14 protein-coding genes are annotated in these 18280 nt (G+C 63.8%); 6 read left to right on the top strand and 8 right to left on the bottom strand.

Going from position 1 to position 18280, the window contains the following annotated elements; all coding sequences use genetic code 11:
• Positions 1–2: 2 nt before the first annotated feature.
• Positions 3–908 (bottom strand): dihydrodipicolinate synthase family protein, encoded by a 906-nt coding sequence (locus AEYBE204_RS31605; RefSeq protein ID WP_023462558.1) that lies wholly within the window; start codon positions 906–908, stop codon positions 3–5.
• A gap of 83 nt (positions 909–991) precedes the next feature.
• Positions 992–1747, bottom strand: a complete 756-nt coding sequence (locus tag AEYBE204_RS31600) for an SDR family oxidoreductase (RefSeq protein ID WP_023462557.1) — start codon at positions 1745–1747, stop codon at positions 992–994.
• Between the two features lie 122 nt (positions 1748–1869).
• On the opposite strand from AEYBE204_RS31600, the gene AEYBE204_RS31595 reads away from it, so the two are divergent.
• Together AEYBE204_RS31595 and AEYBE204_RS31590 are read left to right on the top strand one after the other, a co-directional pair.
• Positions 1870–2769 carry a LysR family transcriptional regulator gene (locus AEYBE204_RS31595; RefSeq protein ID WP_023462556.1) on the top strand — a complete coding sequence of 300 codons (900 nt, stop codon included), beginning with the start codon at positions 1870–1872 and terminating at the stop codon, positions 2767–2769.
• A gap of 41 nt (positions 2770–2810) precedes the next feature.
• On the top strand, positions 2811–3932 hold the full coding sequence (locus AEYBE204_RS31590; RefSeq protein ID WP_023462555.1) for a PA0069 family radical SAM protein: 1122 nt from the start codon (positions 2811–2813) through the stop codon (positions 3930–3932).
• 61 nt (positions 3933–3993) lie between these two features.
• Here AEYBE204_RS31590 and AEYBE204_RS31585 read toward each other — a convergent pair whose 3' ends face one another.
• The 3 genes from AEYBE204_RS31585 to AEYBE204_RS31575 form a co-directional block, all read right to left on the bottom strand.
• Entirely contained in the window at positions 3994–7020 is a 3027-nt protein-coding gene (locus AEYBE204_RS31585; protein ID WP_162148408.1) for a CHAT domain-containing protein, read from the bottom strand.
• A gap of 105 nt (positions 7021–7125) precedes the next feature.
• Entirely contained in the window at positions 7126–8706 is a 1581-nt protein-coding gene (locus AEYBE204_RS31580; protein ID WP_023462553.1) for a cisplatin damage response ATP-dependent DNA ligase, read from the bottom strand.
• Complete coding sequence (locus tag AEYBE204_RS31575; protein WP_023462552.1) at positions 8703–9713, bottom strand: ligase-associated DNA damage response exonuclease; 1011 nt, start codon at positions 9711–9713, stop codon at positions 8703–8705. Before AEYBE204_RS31575 ends, AEYBE204_RS31580 begins: the two co-directional genes overlap by 4 nt.
• Before the next feature lie 77 nt (positions 9714–9790).
• Here AEYBE204_RS31575 and AEYBE204_RS31570 point away from each other — a divergent pair, with 77 nt between their 5' ends.
• Both AEYBE204_RS31570 and pdeM read left to right on the top strand, forming a co-directional pair.
• Entirely contained in the window at positions 9791–12229 is a 2439-nt protein-coding gene (locus AEYBE204_RS31570; protein ID WP_023462551.1) for a ligase-associated DNA damage response DEXH box helicase, read from the top strand.
• Positions 12213–12890: a ligase-associated DNA damage response endonuclease PdeM gene (pdeM, locus tag AEYBE204_RS31565; protein WP_023462550.1), complete on the top strand. Its 678-nt coding sequence runs from the start codon at positions 12213–12215 to the stop codon at positions 12888–12890. Before AEYBE204_RS31570 ends, pdeM begins: the two co-directional genes overlap by 17 nt.
• On the opposite strand, the gene AEYBE204_RS31560 is transcribed toward pdeM, so the two are convergent.
• Positions 12887–13369 (bottom strand): MarR family winged helix-turn-helix transcriptional regulator, encoded by a 483-nt coding sequence (locus AEYBE204_RS31560; RefSeq protein ID WP_031230737.1) that lies wholly within the window; start codon positions 13367–13369, stop codon positions 12887–12889. The genes pdeM and AEYBE204_RS31560 overlap by 4 nt on opposite strands.
• A gap of 68 nt (positions 13370–13437) precedes the next feature.
• On the opposite strand from AEYBE204_RS31560, the gene AEYBE204_RS31555 reads away from it, so the two are divergent.
• The gene (locus AEYBE204_RS31555) at positions 13438–14280 is read left to right on the top strand and encodes an alpha/beta hydrolase (protein ID WP_052019443.1); all 843 of its coding nucleotides are present in this window, start codon (positions 13438–13440) and stop codon (positions 14278–14280) included.
• A 64-nt stretch (positions 14281–14344) separates the two neighbouring features.
• Positions 14345–14926, top strand: coding sequence for a YdeI family protein (locus tag AEYBE204_RS31550; RefSeq protein WP_023462547.1), 582 nt, complete (start codon positions 14345–14347; stop codon positions 14924–14926).
• Between the two features lie 2 nt (positions 14927–14928).
• Here AEYBE204_RS31550 and AEYBE204_RS31545 read toward each other — a convergent pair whose 3' ends face one another.
• Positions 14929–16296: a glycoside hydrolase family 28 protein gene (locus AEYBE204_RS31545; protein ID WP_023462546.1), complete on the bottom strand. Its 1368-nt coding sequence runs from the start codon at positions 16294–16296 to the stop codon at positions 14929–14931.
• A 97-nt stretch (positions 16297–16393) separates the two neighbouring features.
• Positions 16394–18205 carry a monovalent cation:proton antiporter-2 (CPA2) family protein gene (locus AEYBE204_RS31540; protein ID WP_023462545.1) on the bottom strand — a complete coding sequence of 604 codons (1812 nt, stop codon included), beginning with the start codon at positions 18203–18205 and terminating at the stop codon, positions 16394–16396.
• Positions 18206–18280: the final 75 nt, after the last annotated feature.

Below are 18280 nucleotides of genomic sequence, written 5' to 3'. Positions count from 1 at the left end.
CCCTAATCGGGCAAATATCCTGACGGGAAGATGTTTTGCATCGTCTCGATAACGGCCTGCCTTTGCGCATCCGGCAGCGGCAGGAGCGGACGCGGCGGCTCCGCCCGGCAGATGTCCAGCGCCTCCGCCATGACATAGATAGCCCGCAGGCTCCCGCTTCGACGAAACAACGCCCACAACGGTGCGAGTTCGGCATCGAGACGCCGCGCTTCAACGGCGTCACCGGCCCGCGCAGCGGTCACGATCCGGCGACAAATATCGGGGAACACACCGGCCAGCACGCTGTACCAGACGTCCGCGCCGGCGATCATGGCCTCCGTGCAAAACCAGTCGCCGCTGTAGCCAATCGAAAACCCTTCGGGGATGTAGCCTCGTTGCTCGGCCAGATGTTGTTCGAGCGCCGCCCGCTCAAAACCGGGGTTCTTGATGGCGACGATCCCCGGCACCTGCGCCAGTCGATGCACGAGGGCCGGCGTGAAATGAAAATGCGTCGCGCCGGGATTATCGTAGAGAACAATCGGCAACCGGCTTTCGCGGGCGACGGTCGATACGTGCTCGAACACCTCGTCCTCGGACAGGGCCGTATAGGACACCGCCGACAGCAGACCCGCTGCCGCCCCGATGGCTTTTGCGTCCTGTGCATGGCGCACGGCCTCGTCGGTTCGCAGGGCGCCGACGCCTGCTACCACCGGTACAGTCCCTGCCGCCGCCAGACCGACCTCAAGCGCGCGGCGACGCGCTTGAGGCGACAGGTACATATAGATGCCCGTACTGCCCAAAAGTCCGATCGAGTCGACTCTGGCCTCGACCAGACGCGTGACCAGCCGGTGCAGGCCCGTCTCATCGACCTGACCGTCGGGTGAACACGGCGTAAGGGGAAAGGCGCACAGGCCGTCGGGTAAAGTCATCAATTCGCCTTGTCTGGTATCGCGAGAAAGTTCGTGACCCGTTGGCACAGACATTCATGCTAGCGGGATGCCCCACGATCACTTTACAGCGTGCTCATCCCGCCGTCGACGGTCAGTTCGCTACCCACCACGAAGGGGGCTTCGTCGGAGGCAAAAAGCACCACGATCTTCGCCACCTCGCTCGGCTGACCGAAGCGCCCCAGCGGGATCTGAGCGGCGATGCCGTCGGCTACCGCTTTGGCTTCTGCGTCTGGCAGACCGGCGGTCAGCTTGGTGTGCAGCGGCGTGACGATCGGGCCGGGGCTGACGGCATTGACGCGGATGCCGCGCCCGATAAGCTCGCCCGACAAGGTGCGGATCAGCGACTGAAGTGCCGCCTTGGTCAGGGCATAGACGCTGGAGGTCGCCATGCCGATATGGGCGTTGATCGAGGTATTGAGGATAACAGAGGCGCGGTCGCTGAACAGCGGCAGCAGGGCCTGAATGAGGAAATAGGGGCCTTTGACATTGATCGCGACGCTGGCGTCGAAGGCGGCTTCGTCCCAGGCGTCGAGCGGGCGGAAATCGGCCTTGCCCGCATTGACGAAGAGGACATCGAGACGCCCGAAGGCGGCCTTGACGGTCTCGGCGACGGCGGCCTGCGCGCGGACATCCCCGGCATCGGCCTGAATATAGATCACGGCATCGCCCAGTTCGGCGCGGGCGGCGGCGATGGAGGCTTCGCTGCTGCCGGTGACGGCGACGCGCGCACCTTCAGCGATGAACTGACGGGCGGTTTCGAGGCCGATACCGCTGGTGCCACCGGTGATCAGGGCGGTCTTGTGAGCCAAACGGGTCATTGTCGTGTCCTTTCGTTTCGTGGCGGAACCCGATGTCCCGCTGAACTGAAAAAACATATAGCGCCGTCCGTTCGTCCGGATTAGTCTGCAAAAATTGAAACTTATGTCCGGATATCCGAACGATGATCAAGATGGAAGGCGTGGCCGCTTTTGTCGCCGTGACAGAGGCCGGGTCGATAAGCGAAGCCGCGCGCCGGCTGCGGCTGGCCAAGTCCGTGGTCAGCGAGCGTCTGGCGGAACTGGAGCGCGAGGTCTCGGCCCCGCTCATCCACCGGACGACCCGGCGGCTGTCCCTGACCGAGGACGGCGCGGCGTTTCTCGAGCGGGCGAAACGCATACTGGACGAAGCCCGCGCCGCCACCGCCGATCTGGCCGAACGGCGCGGGACGCTGGCCGGTCCGCTGCGGCTGGCCGCGCCGGTGACCTTCGGACGGATGCACCTCGCGCCCGCTCTGATCCCCTTCCTGAAGCAGCATCCGGCCATCGAGCTGCAACTGGACCTCGACGACCGCCGCGTCGATATAGCCTCGGAAGGCTACGATGCGGTCCTGCGCCACGGCCCTATTGTCGAGTCGCGGCTGATCGTGTGGCGTCTGGCGACCAGCCGCCGTCTGCTGGTCGCCGCGCCTGACTATCTGGCAGCAAACGGCACGCCGGCCACGCTCGATGACCTGTCCGATCATCGCGGCCTGTTCTACGCCCATCGCGGCGCAGCCGACTGGCGCTTCGATACGCCCGACGGCAGCCGCATCATCCGCACCGAGGCGGCGCTGGTCACCAATAATGGCGACATCCTGCTGGACGCGGCGGTGGGCGGTTTGGGGATCGCGCTGCTGCCCAGCTTCATTGCCGGTGAGGCGGTACGCGAAGGTCGTCTGATCGTCCTCGATGTCGGATGGTCGCCCGCGCCTGAGTTTGTTTTCATGGCGCACCCGGAGGGCCGCCGCAGTTCGGCGAAGCTACGCGCCCTCGCCGCCCATCTGAAGGCCGCGTTCGGCGATCCACCCTACTGGATGATCTAATTTGTTCTTGAAATGTTCCGATTTGACGGTATGCTCGCCCCATGCCGATCCCCAAGCTGCGTACCGAGCCCATCACGGATGAAAACGCCCTTCCAGACCGGGTGCGCAAGGGGCGCGGCGCGGTGTCCAACCGCCTGAGCGGACGTTTCGACGCGCCAGATCGTTATGAGAGCGTCGATGAATGGTCTCAGTCGGACTGGGACGAAGACGAAAGCATAGAGCGGGTCAAAACGATCTTAGGCGTCGATACGGCGCGCAAGATCATCAGCTACAATCAATCGCCCGATGTCGGCTTCAACCGTTCGATCAACCCGTACAAGGGCTGCGAACACGGCTGCATCTATTGCTTTGCGCGACCGACCCACGCCTATCTCGACCTGTCGCCGGGGCTCGATTTCGAGACGCGTATCTTTCGCAAGCCCGACGCCGCAAAATTGCTGCGGCAGGAATTGTCGCATCCGAAATACACCCCCGGACGGCTGGCGCTGGGCATCAATACCGATGCCTATCAGCCCACCGAACGAACGGAAAAATTGACCCGGTCGATCCTGGAGGTGCTGTCGGAATTCAACCACCCCGTCCATATCGTCACCAAGTCAGCCCTGATTTTGCGCGATCTCGACCTGCTGGCACCGATGGCCGCGCGCGGTTTGTTTTCGGCGACCCTGTCGATCACCACGCTCGACCGGCATCTGAGCCGTGTGATGGAGCCGCGCGCGGCCGCGCCGCAAAAGCGGCTCGACACCGTGCGGGCGCTGAAGGCGGCGGGCATACCGATCAGCGTTCTGGCCGCGCCGATGATCCCCGGCCTGACCGATCATGAGATGGAGGCCATCGTCAAGGCCGCCGCCGAGGCGGGAGCCGAGCGCGTTGGTTACAGTCTGGTGCGTCTGCCGCATGAGATCAAGCGGCTGTTCGAGGACTGGCTGCGCCTCAACTTCCCCGACCGGGCGGACAAGGTGCTCAACCACATCCGCCAGTGCCGCGACGGCAAGCTCAACGACGCGAATTTCGGCAGCCGGATGCGCGGCACGGGACCGTTCGCCGAGCTTATGGCGCAGCGGTTCGCGCTTGCGGTCAAGCGTCACGGCCTCGACGGCCCGCGCGAGCGGAGAGAACCCGCGCCGTTCAAGGGCGGCGATCCGCAGATGAGTCTTTTTTAGTCCCTCGCCGGGCGGTGGCTACGCCACCTTGGCCGCAGCCTCAATGGCGGCTTGTGCAACGTTACCGGCTGATCAGCGAGAACGGCGCCCACAGGGCCGGGTGCGGCGGCACCTTGCGGTCTTTCAGCAGATCGAGCGTCGCCTTGCGCAGGGCGTCCGGTTTCGACAGCCCCGCCGCATTGGCCTTGAGCGTGCCGACGCTCAGTCGCGCCGCGGCGTCATCGCGCACCGGCCAGAGCGAGACCAGCAGATTGCGCGCCCCCGCCTGCATGAAGGCCTGTGCCAGACCGCTATAGCCCGCCGCGCCGGTTTCCCGCGCCGAACCGGTATTGCACGCCGACAGGATGACCCATTCGGCATTGAGCCGGAGCAGGGACACCTCGGTCGCCGTCAGCAGACCGTCATCGGCCTCGGAGGCCACGTCCGGCGGGGTGAGGACCAGGGCCGGTTCGCCCACGCGGCCGGTTTCCCCGCCGATCAGGCCGTGCGTGGCGAAGGCGACGACGCTGTAATCGCTCAGGCGGGCGGCCTTGACCTTCGCTTCGGTGGCGTCCTTGCCCACCAGCAGCAGGGTCTTGTCGGCCTTGAGGATCGCCGCCATCCGGTTGAGCTCCTCGGCGGCGAATGGCAGGCTGGGCAGGGTTTTCAGCACCTTGATGTCGGCCAGATTGCCGCGATAGTCGTCGTCCCCGCCGCCGCGGTTTTCGATCTCCCCCGGCAGGGCGTAGGGACTGCCGCGCAGGTCGGCCAGCAGGTCGCCGGACGGCCCCAGAAGCGGTGCGCCGATCCCGGCAAAGCCCGTGCCCACGACATCCATCGCGCGATCCGCTACCGCGAAGACGGGCCGTACCGATACCGCATAACGCTTGATCAGGAAGGCTGTGCCGCGTAACGCCGCCGGGTCGTCGTCACGGCCCTTCGGGGGATCGAGGACCAGCAACGAGAACGGCAGGGTCATGATCTTGCCCGACCCGATGACGGCGATTTCCTTCGTGCCGGACATCTGCTGGCGCAGGTCCGGCGGCAGGACCGCCCGCCCCAGTGCATAGGCCGCCGTGCGATCGAAGGCGGCGTTCGGATCGAGCAGCCCCGCATCGATAGAGCTGCGCACCCGGCCGATATATTGCCCGGCCTGTGCTTCCGCCATCGTCGTCGCCGACCAGTTCAGCCCTTTCGGCGTCAGGACCATCGAAATCATGCGGTCGTCGACCTGAAACGGCAGCAGGACGGCCTGCCCCGGTTTCAAGGCCGCCCGTGCCTCGCTCAGCCGCACCGGATGGGGCAGTCGCATGGCGTCATAGGCCGGGAACGCCGCCATCAGCTCGCCGTGCAGGACGCGCAACTCCTTGTCCACCGCCGCAATGTCGGCAAGGACACGCTCGCTTTCGGCCTGCGCCGCCTTGGACTGCGACGCTCGGGCCTGCGCATAGGCGCGTTGACGGTCCAGACGCTGCTTGCGCACCTGTCCGCGTTGCAGCTTCAGGGCGGCATCGGCGGCGGCGACGTCCTTGAGCGCGGCCTGCGCGGCCAGAGATTGTGCCGTCGAGGCAACCTCGGAAAAGGCCGCCATCTGCGCCGCCGCGAAGGCCTCTTCCGGCTTGCCCGCCGAGAGGGCGATATCGGCGAACCGGATATAGGCCAGACCGTAGAAATCGGCGTTTTCCGCCCGCTCCTCACCGGTCAGGGCGAAGTCCTGAAGCCGCCCGCGCAGGACCGCGTCCAGCGCTGCCGCCTTCTCATAGGCCTCCGCCGTGCGCCCCAGTCGCGCCAGAATCAGAGCTTCGAGGCTTTCGGCATTGATCCGCGCCCGCGCGTGCGGCGGCAATTGCGTCCGGTAATAGTCAAGCGTCGGCTGCACCTCGGCCAGCGCCTCTGCGTAACGGCCATGTTTGAGCAACAGACTGCCCATCAGCACGTGCAGGCCGTTGCGCGTCACGAGGCCGCGCGCCCCCAGCGGCTCCACCGCTGCCAAACCGGCGCGTGCCCGCGTTTCGGCCAGATCGAGATCGTTGCGCCAGCTGGCGTAGCGGGCCAGCTCCAGCCAGGCGATCCCCAGCACGTCCGGCGCATCGACCGACGGCTTCTGTTTGATGATCTCCAGCGCCTCCAGCATCAGGGCTTCCCCCTCAGCCAGGCGCCCCGACTGGGTATAGACCCGCGCCAGACGGTAGGTGAAAATGCCGGTATCGGGCGATATCTTGCCGGAATACTTGATTGCCAGATCCAGCGCCTTGCGGGCATAGATTTCAGCGGCCTCATAGCGCTTGAACGGCAACATGCGCTCGCTCAGGCGGCTATAGGCCCAGCGCAAGGCGCGTTCTTCCTCGGTCGAATATTTGACCGCGATATCGAGCGCTTTGCGGTTCATTTCGACGGCTTTTTCGTACTGCCCGACGGTTTCCAGCCGGTCGGCATAGTTGCCGTACTGCGCGCTCAGCGAACTGGGGCTGCTGTTTTCCGGCGTCATCAGCGGCAGGCCGCGTTCATAGGCGGCGATGGATTCGCTTAAGCGCCCCAGACGGCCATAGGCCACCGCCATCGACGCCAGAATGGCGCCGACTTCGGGGCTGTCGGGGCCGCTGACCTTCGACATGACCTCGTAGGCGCGCTGCTGCGTCACCAGAGACTCTTCGGTCCGGCCCGCGCCGTTGAGATAGACGGCTTCGTTCTGCAAGGTATTAGCATAGAGCTGGGTTTCCCCCAGCCCGGAGGCTTCGTAGATCTTGCGCGCGCGGACCACAACCTCGACGGCACCCTTGGCGTCCTGATTGTAAAAGAGCGCCAGCGCGTAATAGATCGAGGCCTTGGTGAAATGCTCCGCGCCCAGCAAGGGTTCGGCTTCGGCCTCCTTCATCAGGGCGGAGGCCTCGACCAGAAGCTTCTTGGGGTCCGCCGGGGGTTCGCCGTTGAATGTGGTGTTGATGCGTTCCCGCAGAGCCAGCACGCGCGGCGGTACATCGGCCGGTTTGGGTTTCGCTTCGGCGACCGGTTTCGCCGCAGGTGCCGCCAGCGTCTCCGCCGTCATTGCGCCGAGGGCGGCCATCGCAGAAACGGTGACAGCCAGCCTGATTATGAACCTGCGCGACATATGACTCACCCCACCGAAGACGAACTTACGCCTGAAAAACAAGTGGTTATAATTCATCCGGATGCGCGGCCGTCACCACCCCCATTCAGGGGTAGTGGTGTAGTTTTATTTACCTTCCCCCGTGGCCAGGAGTGCCTCAAGCACCGGCAGATGATCGGCCTCCGGCGCGGGCTTGTCCCAGCGGATGCGGCTGATGCGCGGAAAGCGCAGGGCATAGCCCGATTTATGCCGAGTCGAGCGCTGAACGGCGTCGAAGGCGACCTCGAAGACCAGTTCCTTTTTGACCTCGCGCACGGGGCCGAAAGTGTTGAGGGTATTGTGCCGCACCCACTTATCGAGTTCCTTCAACTCGGCGTCGGTAAAGCCGAAATAGGCCTTGCCGATCGGCAGGAGCTGATTGCCCGACCACAGGCCGAAGGTGAAGTCGGAATAAAAGCTGGAGCGCTTGCCGGAACCGCGCTGGGCGTACATCAATACCGCATCGACCAGCTTCGGGTTGATCTTCCACTTGTACCACGGCCCGGTGGGCCGTCCGGCCACATAGGCGCTGTCGCGGCGTTTCAGCATCAGGCCCTCGATGACCGAAGCATTGTCGACGCTGCCGCGCAGGGTCTCCAGTTGCGCGAAATCGGCATAGGGCAGATCCGGCGACAGGCGGATGCCGCCGGGTTGGTAGTTGTCCAATGCGGCCTGTAATAATGCCCGGCGCGCCGTATAGGGTTGCGGACGGACATCCTCGCCTTCCAGCATCAGCACGTCATAGGCCATGATCGCCGCCGGATAGTCGGCCATATGTTTCGCCGACGGGCTCTTGCGGCCCAGCCGTTGTTGCAGGTCGTTGAACGAGCCCATCTCCTCCCCGCGCTGTACCAGAAGTTCGCCATCAAGCACGGCGTGGAAATTGAGGTGCTCCAGCACGTCGGGGAACGATCCGGAAATGTCGTCACCGGTACGCGTAAACAGGGCGCGGCCCACGCTCGAATGGACGACCTGCACGCGGATGCCGTCGTATTTCCACTCGGCGGCATAGGTCTCCGGCACGATCAGGCCATAATCCTTGGCTTCCAGCGGATGAGCCAGCATGACCGGCGTGAAGGTCAGTTTTTCATGCACCGCCGGGGCCTCGGCGCGCCCTTCCAGCCAGGCGAACAGATCTTCATAGGGCGGATCGACGCCGTGCCAGATCGTCTCGATGCGCTCGACCGGCTGATCACCATACTGCGCCAGAACCTGTTTGAGTTGCCGCGCCGAGACGCCGATGCGCAAGGATCCCGTGCCGATCTTGAGCAGGGCCCAGCGCTCCGGCGAGGTCATGCGGTCGAGCAGGCCCGCCACATAGTCCGGCAACTGCGCCTTGGGCGTATGACGCAGGGCCTCGACGACCTCGTGCAGGGCGGGCAGGTCGCCCTCGGTCTTACCCGGCCACAGGTGCGCCACGGTTTCCGACAGTTCGCCGACATAGTCGTGGCTGAGGCTGAGCAACTGCGGATCGACGCGCGACCGGATCAGCTCCAGCACCATACCGCGCTTGAAATTGGGCAGGGACAGGTTGTCGGCGATGATCGCTACGGCATAACCCCGGTCGGGATCGGGCGTGGTGCGCAGATAATCGAGCAGCAGCCGCGTCTTGCCCAGCGTCGAATGTTCGTAATAGAGGCGTTCCAGCAAACGGGAAAAGGCTTTCATTCGCTGTCGTCCTCGTAGCCCAGCAGATGCAGGGCCTGCGCCGTGAAACCCATTTGCGTCGCCTGATAGACCAGCGCATCGTCGCGGCCATGCGTCACCCAGATTTCCGGCGCGCCGACGTCCGTCAGGGTTTGCAGAAGTTCGTCCCAGTCGGCGTGGTCCGAAATGACCAGCGGCAGTTCGACACCCTTTTGCTTGGCGCGCGCCCGGATGCGCATCCAGCCGGACGCCGCCACCGTCAGCACCTCCGGCAGCCGCCGCGACCAGCGATCCTTGAGCGCCGAGGGCGGGCACAGGACGATTGTTCCCGCAAGCGTTTTGGCATTGTCCGGCGTCACGACCGCGACCGGCCCCAAGTCTATGCCGAGCGTCTGATAGAGTTCGCACAGCCGCACCATCGCCCCGTGCAGGTAGATGGTCTCCTGATACCCGGCAGCCCGCAACGCGCAAATGATACTCTGACATTTACCGAGCGCATAGGCTCCGACGAGATGGCAACGATCGGGAAACTGCGTTAGCGAGGTCAGCAGACGTGCAATCTCGGCCTCCAGCGGCGGATGGCGAAACACCGGCAGGGCAAAAGTCGCCTCGGTGACGAAGACGTCGCACGGCACCGGTTCGAAGGGCACGCAGGTCGGGTCGGCGCGGCGTTTATAGTCGCCTGAAAAGACGATACTCGATCCTTCATATTCCAGCCGTGCCTGTGCCGAACCGAGGATATGCCCCGCCGGGTGCAGACTGACGCGCACGCCGTTGATCTCCAGCGCCTGACCGTAGGGCATGGGATGTTCAGCCTCGGTGAAGTGCGCTTCGCCGTAGCGACTGCGCATGATGGCCAGGGTTTCCGGCGTGGCGAAGACGTGATCGTGGCCCGCCCGCGCATGATCGGCGTGGCCGTGGGTGACCACGGCGGCGTGTACCGGCTGCATGGGGTCGATGTAAAAGTCGCCCGGCTTGCACCAGACACCTTCCTTTCGCACTTCGATCCAGTCGCGGGGGTGAGTCATGATCCCCTCTCCCCACAGGGGCGAGGGAAAAAAACCGAAATTGTCCCTTTATATTCGCTCACGCTACAAATCCATTCATGGCGATCATACCCAAACTCTTCCGGCAGTGGTTCGACCAGCAAGGCTGGACGATCCTGACGCATCAGCGCGAAATGGCCGCTCATTTCCAGCGCCGCGACTCCACCCTGCTGACGGCGCCGACCGGCACCGGCAAGACGCTGTCGGGCTTTCTCGGGCCGCTGATCGACATCGTCGAGACCGCGCCTAAAGGCCTGCACACCCTGTATATTTCGCCGCTCAAGGCGTTAAATTACGATATCGAACGCAATGTCGAAGCGATCATTTCCGCACTGGATTTACCCGTGCGTATCGAAAGCCGCACCGGCGACACCTCGTCCTATCGCCGCCAGCGTCAGCGCACCAAGCCGCCGCATATCCTGCTAACCACGCCGGAATCGCTGATGCTGCTGCTGTCCTATCCCGACGCCGCGCAGATGTTCGGCAGTCTTCAGGCGGTCATCATCGACGAAATCCATCAGGTGGCGGCGTCGAAACGCGGCGACCTGATCGCCCTGGCTCTAGCGCAACTGGAAGACTATGCCCCCGGCTACCGCCGCATCGGCCTGTCGGCGACCGTGGCCGAACCTGACCTGTTCTGTCAGTGGCTGGGCCGCGACGGCGAACCCGTGGCCCACCTCGACAGTCCCGTCGGAAAACCACCGAAGGTCTCAATCCTCAAGACCAAAAAGGCCGTGCCCTATTCCGGTTTCATGGCGCAATACGCCGTGCCGGAAATCCTCGCCGAGATCGAAAAGGCCAGAACCACTATCGTCTTCGTCAATACGCGGGCGCAGGCCGAACTGCTGTTTCAGTTCCTGTGGGAAGCCAATTCGGACGCTTTGCCCATCGCCATCTATCACGCCTCGCTGACGCGCGAGATGCGGCTCAAAACCATCGGTATGATGACGGCGGGCAAACTGCGCGCGCTGGTCGCGACCTCGGCCATCGAACTGGGCATCGACTGGGGCGATGTCGACGTGGTGATACAGGTCGGCGCACCGAAGGGCGTCAGTCGCCTGCTGCAACGGATCGGCCGCTCGAACCATCAGGTGGGTGTTCCGTCGAAAGCCTTCCTTGTCCCCGCCAACCGTTTCGAGGTGCTGGAGTGCGAAGCCGCTATCGCCGCCATCGCCGCCCGGCAGCTTGATGGCGACCATCCCCTGCCCGGCTCGCAGGACGTGGCCGTGCAGTTCATCCTCAATGCCGCCTGTTCGGCCCCGGTCACGCCGGAACGGATGTATGACATCCTCCGCTCGTCGTGGTCATATCGCTATCTGAGCTTTGCTGATTTCGAGGCTCTGTTTCGCTTCGTCATCGACGGCGGCTACGTCCTGCGCAACTACGACCGCTGGCACCGGCTGATCGAGACCCCGGACGGCTGGGTGCCGGCCAACAAACAGATCATCCAGCGCCACCGGCAAAATATCGGCGTCATCATCGAAGCCGGGAAGCTGCGCGTCCGCAAACGCCACGGGCGCGGCGGCAAGGTGCTGGGCGATATCGAGGAACAGTTCGGGCAATCGATGCGCCCCGGCGACACCTTCTATTTCGCGGGCGAGGTGCTCGCCTTCGAGCGCATCTACGACATGACGCTGGAGGCCCGCGCCAGTGCCGCCAAGGAACCGCTGCTGCCGTCCTATTCCGGCGGACAGATGCCCCTGTCGACCTTCCTCGCCGAAGGCGTGCGCGGCCTGCTGCAATCGGGAGACGCCATCGCCCGCCTGCCCGGACCGGTGCGGCACTGGCTGACCCTGCAATCGCGGTTTTCGTTGCTGCCGAACCGCAAAACCCTGCTGATCGAGAGTTTTCCGCGCCATAAACTCCATACGCTGGTCCTCTATACGTTCGAGGGCCGCCGCGCCAACCAGACGCTCGGCATGCTGATTTCACGGCGCATGGAACGCTACGAACTACACCCGCTCAGCTTTACCCTGACCGACTACGGGCTGGCCATCAACAGCATCGAACAGGTTACGGACGGCATGATCTACGACCTGCTCTCCTCGGACATACTGGCCGACGAACTGGAGGAATGGCTGGCGGAATCGCCGATGCTCAAGCGCTCGTTCCGCCGCGTGGCGACCATCGCCGGCCTTGTCGAACAAAACAACAATGCCGCGCGCAAGACGCTAAAACAGGTGACCTTCTCGACCGATCTGATCTACGACGTTCTGCGCAAGTACGAACCCGGCCACGTCCTGCTGCATCTGGCCCACGACGACGCCGAACGCGAACTGCTCGATGTCGAGCGCCTGAAGGACATGATCCTGAAATTCCAGAACCATATCGAATTCGTCGATCTGCCGCGGCCGTCGCCCCTGTCGCTGCCGGTGATCCTCGATGTGCGTACCGAGCGCCTGCCCGGCGGCGGCATGGCGGCCTTGCTGGCGCAAGAGGGCGTCGAGGCCACCGCCGAACATCTGATCGCGGAGGTCGAACATGGCCTCGACGATTGAAGTCACCTTCGCCCATCACCGGTTCGTCCTCGACGCCGATCTGGCCCTGTGGTGGCCGAGCGAGCGCGTGCTGGTCGTGTCGGATCTGCATCTGGAAAAATCGACCTTCCTTGCGCAGTTCGGGTCGGCGATAGCCCCCTACGACACGCACGACACCCTGCTGCGGCTTGAGTCCCTGATCCGAAAATATAGCCCGCAAACCCTGATCCTGCTGGGCGACAGCTTCCATGACCGCGGCGCGTGGCAAAGGCTGGAAGCGGCGACGCGCGATCACCTTCTGGGCCTGTGCAACGGCGTCGGCTCCTGCCTGTGGGTGGAGGGCAATCACGATGTCGGGCTGGTGCGCGACGACCGCCTGACCTTTATCGACGAAGCGGTCATCGACGGCATCGCCTTTCGCCACGAACCGGTCCCCTCCGGCGGACCGCAGATCATCGGCCATTTTCATCCGAAACTGGGCGTTCACGTCCGTGGCCACCGCCTGAGCGGCAAGTGTTTCGCCGTCAACGCACACATGATGATCCTGCCGGCCTTCGGCAGCTTTACCGGCGGCCTGAACCTCGACCACGGCGCCTTTACGGCGCTGGCGGGTGACCTGCCCTTCACGCCCTATCTGGTTTATCAGGGCACGATCACGCGCCGCCCGCCTATCCACTCTTAATCCGTTGCGTCTTCCGCCGCCCAAAGGCTCATCTGCGCGGCGATCCGGCGCATATAGTCGCCGACCTGAGCGCATTCCTCGTCGCTGAGGATGGTCATCATCCGCTCGATCACCTCGGCCTGAATCTTAAGAGCCGCGCGGGTCAGGGGCTCGCCGTCTGCCGTCAGGTGCAGACGGCGGACCCGGCGATCGGACGCATCGGCGCGGCGTTCGACCAGCCCGCGCTTCTCCAGCTCCGGCAGCAGCATCGACAGATTCGACCGCCCAACCAGTAACCGTTCGGCAAGCTCGTTCTGCGTCAGACCCGGCACGCGATAGATATTGGCCAGGATATCGTAGTGGGCCAGCCGCACCCCCAGCGACGCCAGCCGTGCGCCCAACACCTTTTCGACCATCTGGTGCGCCTTGGCGACCGCGATCCAGTTGCGGAAACGCGGCATGTCCCACGGCAATAGATCCCCTGTGCTTTTCCGGTCCATTTGCGCCTTGTTATTTGTTCAACATTGAACTAATTTTGTTCAACCCTGAACAGAATAAGGTCGATTTGATGTCAGTACAAGAGTCCGCGCCTCCGGCAGACGATCCGATCCAGCTGGCCGACCGCATGTTCGACCTGTTCTGCACGCCGCCCGCCGTTTCCGATGAGGCCCGCGCCGGGATGTCGCGCATGCAGGCGCGCCTCGATCGTGCGGAAGCTTTTCGCGTGCCGTTCGAGGGGGGAGACTTGCAGGCTTACCGTTTCACGGGTCGTGGGCGCGGAACCGTCGTACTGGTGCATGGCTGGAGCGGACAGGCGGCGGTGATGTCGGCCTTCGTCGATCCCTTGCTCGAACAGGGGTTCGACGTCATAGTCTTCGATCTGCCCGCGCATGGACGGTCCGATGGCGACCGCCTGCACGTGCCGTTGGGGGTCAGGGCCTTACATGCTTTGCATGCCGTGACTGGTCCCTGGTATGGCCTGGTCGGCCATTCGTTCGGCGGAGCGGTCATCACCTCGGCCCTGTCGGGTCTGGTCGACGGCCTGCCGCGACTAAGCGCTTCGCGGCTGGCGCTGGTCGCCGCACCCAACTCCATGCCGCGCATCTTCGACATTTTCAGCCGCCGTCACCACTTGTCGCCCGCCGCCGACCGGCATTTGAAAAGCCATGTGCGCCGCCTGACCGGTCATGAGGTCGACGCCTTTATCGGCGCCGATATCCTCCGGCGCGACCCGGTGCCGACGCTGGTCCTGCATGCCCCCGACGACAAGGAGGTCGACTACCTCAGCGCCGAGGAATTCGCTACGGCGGGGCCGCACGTAACGGTCCACGCCTTGCCGGGACTTGGCCATCGCCGTATCCTCTATGCCAGAGATACCCTGCGCGCGGTCGCCGACTTCATGGGCACATAAGCCTTTGTAAAACCGCTGCGTTTGAGGTTAAGATACCGCCGTTCACGGGATGAAAGGGTGGTGCATGACGAATCCGAAGGTCGATAGCCGTATCGAAAACGAAACCCGATGGTCGGCTGAATTCAGCCGACTGCGGGCGCTGATCCTGGATTGCGGCCTGAGCGAAGAGCTGAAATGGGGGCAACCCTGTTATGCGCTGGACGGTGCCAATATCGTCTTGATCCACGGCTTCAAAGACTATTGCGCCCTGCTCTTCTTCAAGGGCGCGCTGCTGAAAGACGAGAGCGGCGTGCTGATCCAGCAGACCGAAAACGTACAGGCGGCGCGGCAGATTCGCTTCACGGGGCTCGACGACATCGCGCGCATGGACAACCTGATCAAGGCCTATGTCCAGCAGGCGATCGACGTCGAAAAAGCCGGCCTGAAGGTCGATTTCAAAAAAACCGATGCTTTTACCCTGCCCGACGAATTCCGGGCACGGCTGGATGCCGATACCGGGTTGAAGGACGCGTTTCAGGCCCTGACGCCGGGACGTCAGCGCGCCTATCTTCTGCATTTTGCGTCCGCCAAGCAGGTAAAAACGCGCGAGGCCCGCATCGACAAGGCCGTGCCGCAGATTCTCGACGGCAAGGGGCTGGACGACTAGATCTACTTGAGGACATAGGACGGCACCGGCGGCGCGATGGGCGCGGCCGGTTGGACCGCGGGCGTCGGCACGGCTCCGTCAAGGCCAGAACCGTTGACATTGTGCGTGCTGAGCAAGGGTCCGGCGTAACCCGTCACCTTGATATTTTTCAAGTTGGCGCGGCGAATATTGCGCAGGACCATACCCTTGCCGCAGGTACCGCTGACATCGGTCAGCGAAAAACCATCCAGCGGCTTGTCCGGGTGGATATTGCCGCCATCGACCAGCATGGGGACATTTTCCACCCGAATGTGGCTGAAGTGCAGGTCGCGCACCGTCGGAATACCGCCCAGACCCGGTACCGGCACCTCGTCCTGCTTGCCGCTGTCGAGGAAGTTGAAACGCAGGAAGCCCTGACCCGCGCCCGACACATCGAGATGATCCATGCGGATATCCTCGATGAAGGCCCCGCGCCCCGGACGGCTCTTGATATAGATGGCGAAGGTCTTTGCGCTCAGGCACTTGCAATTATCGACGCGCACCTTGCGGATGCCGCCGGAGGTTTCGCTGCCGATCCCGATACAGGCCCAGTGCAGGTCCCTGAACGTACAGCGTGAAATCCGCACGTCCTCGGTGGGCCGCCCGATGGTGTTGCCTTCCATGCCGCGCCCGGACTTGAGCGAAATACAGTCGTCATAGGTGTCGAAATCGCAGTCCTCGATGACGACGCGCTTGCACGAATCGACGTCGATACCATCGGCACGGCCATTCACGGTCATCCGGCGAAAGACGATATCCTCGCAATAGACCAGGTGGATCGACCACATGTCGTTCTGGCTGGTGAAGACGTCCTCGACGACCACCCGTTTGCAGTCGACGAACTCGATCAGGGCGGCGTGACGGACGCCGGTCTCCTTGTTGACGCGGCCCTTGATGTCGAGGCTGGCGAGGATCTTGCCTTTACCGCTGATGCCGATATCGTCGGCGTCCTTCGCCGAGATCAGGCCGATATGCCCCTTGATCCACTTGCCTTCCCAGCGTACCTGCGCCAGCGGATAGTCGGTGAGATCGGGCGAGCCTTGCAGAGTCGCCGCCGCGTCCAGCCGCAGCACCGTGCGGTTGCCGATACGGATCGCTCCGGTCAGATAGATCCCGGCGGGGACCAACACCTCGCCGCCGCCCAGCACGGCGCAGCGGTCGAGCGCCTGCTGGAGCGCCAGCGTGTCCTTCGTCACACTGTCGCCCACTGCCCCGAAGTCGCGGACGTTCAAACGGACGCCGGATACCGTGGTCACGCGGGTTTGTGCGCTGAGCGGCGACGCGCCCAGTAGCGGCGCGGCGGTCAGCCCGAGGCCCGCCACCTTGAGAAAGGTGCGTTTGGAATGCGACATAGGTTTTCTCCCGGCGACTCTGACGGTCATTGGCCTTATCAGGCCGTCTGACCTCCCCTTTTGTCAACCGTCCAGAATCAGCCCGCCCCCAGTCAGCCTATCTTGCGTCGCTATCCACGGCGTCGTCGGTGAGGATGCGCGACAGCTCCTTCTGCGACAGGCGCGAGAAATTGACCAGATCGGGCTCGCTGTCGAAGAACGCGAACGACTTGCGCAGGGTGACGATGTCGTGCGCCAGAAACTGCTGCGCCTTGCGATCGATGACCGCCTTCGAATAGCCCATCGAAATCATCGCCTCGCGCGCCAGAGCCAGCGACGAGTCCAGCGTTTCGCGGTGATAGTAGTCGACCCCCGCGCGATCCAGCTCGTAGGCGTGGCGGCGGTTGCGCGCGCGGGCATAGAGCTTGAGCTTCGGGAAGTGTTCGCGGGCGTGGTGGACGATCTGCACCGCGCCGTCCGCGTCATCGATGGCGATGATCAGCATCTGCGCCGTTTCGGCCCCCGCCGCACGCAGCACATCCAGCCGCGTGGCGTCCCCGAAATAGCCCTTGGTGCCGAACTTCTGCAACAATTCGATCTGGTCCGGGTTCTTTTCCAGGATGGTCACCTTGACGCCCTGCGACACCAGAAAGCGCCCGACGATCTGCCCGAAACGGCCGAAACCGGCGACGATGACGCTGTTGCGTTCCTCGATGGTATCCGGATCGCGGTCGGGCAGCACCGACATGAATTTCGGCACGACGAAGCGATTGAACAGTTCAAGGCAGATCGGCGTCACGCCGATGGAAATGGCCACGACCAACGTCAGGAAACGCCGCGTGTCGGGCTCCAGCAACCCCAGTTGCCCCGACAACTGGAACAGGACGAAGGCGAACTCCCCGCCTTGCGCCAGCGACAGGGCCAGCCCCATCCCGACCATGCCCCTGAGGTCGAAGCGCAGGGCCACGACCCAGATGATCAGGGCCTTTATCGCCATCAGACCCACGACCGCGCCCAGCAATTGCAGCGGCTGGGTCAACAGGCGGTCGACATCCATCCCCATGCCGACCGAAATGAAGAACAGGCCCAGCAACAGGCCCTTGAACGGCTGAATGTCGGTCTCGATGGTGGTCTTATACGGCGAGTTGGCCAGAACTACCCCGCCGAGAAAGGCGCCCAGCGCCGGCGATACGCCGACCATCTGCATCAGGATGGTGACGCCGACGACCAGCCCCAGCGAGGTCGCAGTGAACACTTCGCGCAGATTGGTCTTGGCGATGCGCGGCAGGAAATAGCGCGACAGCAACTGCCCGACGGCGACGACCAGCAGGATCGTCGCCAGACCGGCCACCGCCTGCGCCCACACCGGCAGGTCGGCCACCAGACTGGCCCCGTGCGCCGAGGCGCCGTGCCCGCCCGCGGCGAGCAACGGGATGATGATCAGGATCGGAATGACGGCGATGTCCTGAAACAGCAGTACCGAGAACGACGCCTCACCGACCTGGGTGCGCATCAGGTTGCGCTCCTCCAGCATTTGCAGCACCAGCGCCGTCGAGGACATCGACAGGGCCATACCGATGGCGAGCGACGTCTGCCAGTTGAATCCGAACGCCATCGCCGCCAGCATCAGGGCCGCCGAGGACAGCACGACCTGCAATCCGCCCAGACCGACGATGGTCTTGCGCAACCGCCACAGCAGCGGCGGCTCAAGCTCCAGCCCGATCAGGAACATCATCATCACGACGCCGAATTCGGCGAAGTGCATGGTCGAGGTGACGCGGTCGATAAAGCCGAAGCCCGACGGGCCGATGATGACACCGGCTACAAGGTAGCCCAATACGGCCCCCAGCTTGAACCGCGCCGCCAGCGGCACGACCAGACAGGCCGCCGCCAGAAACACGAACACGTTCAGTAACAGGCCGGTATCCACGTCTCTTCCTCCCGCAATCGTTGTCAGGATATGGGCGTTCGGGCAGGCTTCACAAGGGCAAAAAAGCGCCATCCC

This window comes from Asticcacaulis sp. YBE204 (assembly GCF_000495855.1).
Lineage (GTDB): Bacteria > Pseudomonadota > Alphaproteobacteria > Caulobacterales > Caulobacteraceae > Asticcacaulis.
Note: the sequence above shows the minus strand (reverse complement) of the source record. Positions and strands in the feature narration are given on the sequence as shown.